The organism is Flavicella sediminum (assembly GCF_006381105.1).
In the GTDB taxonomy this organism is placed as follows: Bacteria; Bacteroidota; Bacteroidia; order Flavobacteriales; family Flavobacteriaceae; genus Flavicella; species Flavicella sediminum.
In genome coordinates this window covers 1-1,976 of record NZ_VDET01000019.1, presented here as the reverse complement: position 1 = coordinate 1,976, position 1,976 = coordinate 1, and the positions used below count along the sequence as shown (strand labels likewise).

Annotated in this window: 1 protein-coding gene; it reads right to left on the bottom strand. The window is 37.8% G+C overall.

The features are described 5' to 3' along the window. Nucleotides 1-1,976, bottom strand: a 1,976-nt coding sequence (locus FGM02_RS15560) for a bifunctional aldolase/short-chain dehydrogenase (RefSeq protein WP_139959425.1), incomplete at both ends; no start/stop codon positions are given.

Below are 1,976 nucleotides of genomic sequence, written 5' to 3'. Positions count from 1 at the left end.
TCAAGAATACCAACAAAAGAGAATACACCATTGGCGATATCATCTGGGGTAATAATTTCATTCAATAAGTTTCTTTTTGCGTAAAAAGCAGGCAATTCTTCAACAGTAATGCCGTTTGCTTTTGCTCTTCCTTCAGCCCAAGCACCTTCCCAAATTTTACTACCTACAATCACACCATCTGGGTTTACGGTATTAACTCTAATTTTATCTTTGGCCAATTCCGCAGCTAACAAACGTACCATGTGTTGTTGTGCCGCTTTAGCAGTTCCGTAAGCTACATTGTTCGGTCCGGCCACCAAACCATTTTTACTAGCAATAGAAATATAATTTCCACCCAATCCTTGTTGACGCATAATGGCAGCAGCTTGTTTGGCTAGATCGAATTGTCCTTTTACCAAAATACTTTGTAAAATATTCCAGTCTTTATCTGTTGTATCTTCTAAAGGTTTTGAGATTGCTAGTCCAGCACTGTGAACAATAATATCAACTCCACCAAATTCAACACATGCTTTTTTGTAAGCACTAGCAATAGATTCTGTGTTTGTTACATCACAAACGGCATAGGTAGAGACATCTCTTTTATAGGTTGCGTTTGCTTTGATCAAACTTTCTTCGTTGATATCTGTCAATACCACATTAGCACCTTCTGCAGCTAATTTATCAGCAATTGCTTTCCCAATACCACCACCAGCTCCAGTTACAAAAGCAACTTTACGCGACAAAGGTTGTTCTTTCGGCATACGTGATAATTTGGCTTCTTCTAACAACCAGTATTCAATATCAAAAGCTTCTTGTCTAGGCAATGAGGTATACGAAGTAATGGCTTCAGCACCTCTCATTACATTGATAGCATTGATGTAGAATTCGTTAGCAACACGAGTTGTTTGCTTGTTTTTAGCAAAACTGAACATCCCTACACCAGGATAAATAATAATTACCGGATTTGCATCACGAACAGCTGGGCTATTGTCTTTTTTACACGTATTGTAATAATCCACATATTCTTGTCTGTAGGCAACAAAAGCAGGTTCTAATTTGGCTAAAATAGCAGCGCTATCAGATAAGTCTTCATTTTTATCTAAAGTCAACACTAATGGTTGAATTTTAGTTCTTAAGAAATGATCAGGACAAGAAGTTCCCATAGGGGCCAAACGTTCTAAATCATTACTATTGATAAATTCTAAAACAACGTCTGTATCAGAAAAATGACCAATCATTCTATTTTCAGAAGAACACAACCCTCTTAACAAAGGCATAATTTGTGCTGCTTTTTCAAGACGTTCTTCAGCAGGAAGGCTTTCAATTTTTTGACCACCAAAAACACTTCCGTTTTCTTTAATTTTTTTCTCAATAAATTCAGAAGCCATTTCAATCACTTCTAAACTATTGATATAACATTCATACGAAGTATCTCCCCAAGTAAATAAACCATGAGAACCTAATACGATTCCACGAATACCAGGGTTGTCAGCTAAACATTTTTCCAATTGCAAACCTAGATCGAATCCAGGACGTTGCCATGGCACCCATCCCATTGTATCTCCCCAAATTTCTTTGGTTACTTTTTCACTATCCTCAGCAGCCGCTACGGCAATCAATGCATCTGGATGCAAGTGATCGATATGTGCAAAAGGCAATAAACCATGCAAAGGCGTATCAATAGAAGGCGCTTTACTATCTAAATCAAAAATACAGTGATCAAACAATCCAACCATACGGTCTTCATCATCCATTCCACCATACACATTTTTTAAGTCACGCAATCTGCTAGTGTACAAACCAGCAATTCCGGCTCTGTTTAAAGTACCGATGTCACCACCAGAACCTTTTACCCACATAACTTCTACCTCTTCATTGGTCAAAGGATCCGTTTCAATGGTTTTGCAGCTTGTGTTTCCACCTCCGTAGTTTGTTATTCTTAAGTCTGCTCCTAAGATGTTGGATCTGTAAAGAAATAATTCTACTTGGTTATCACC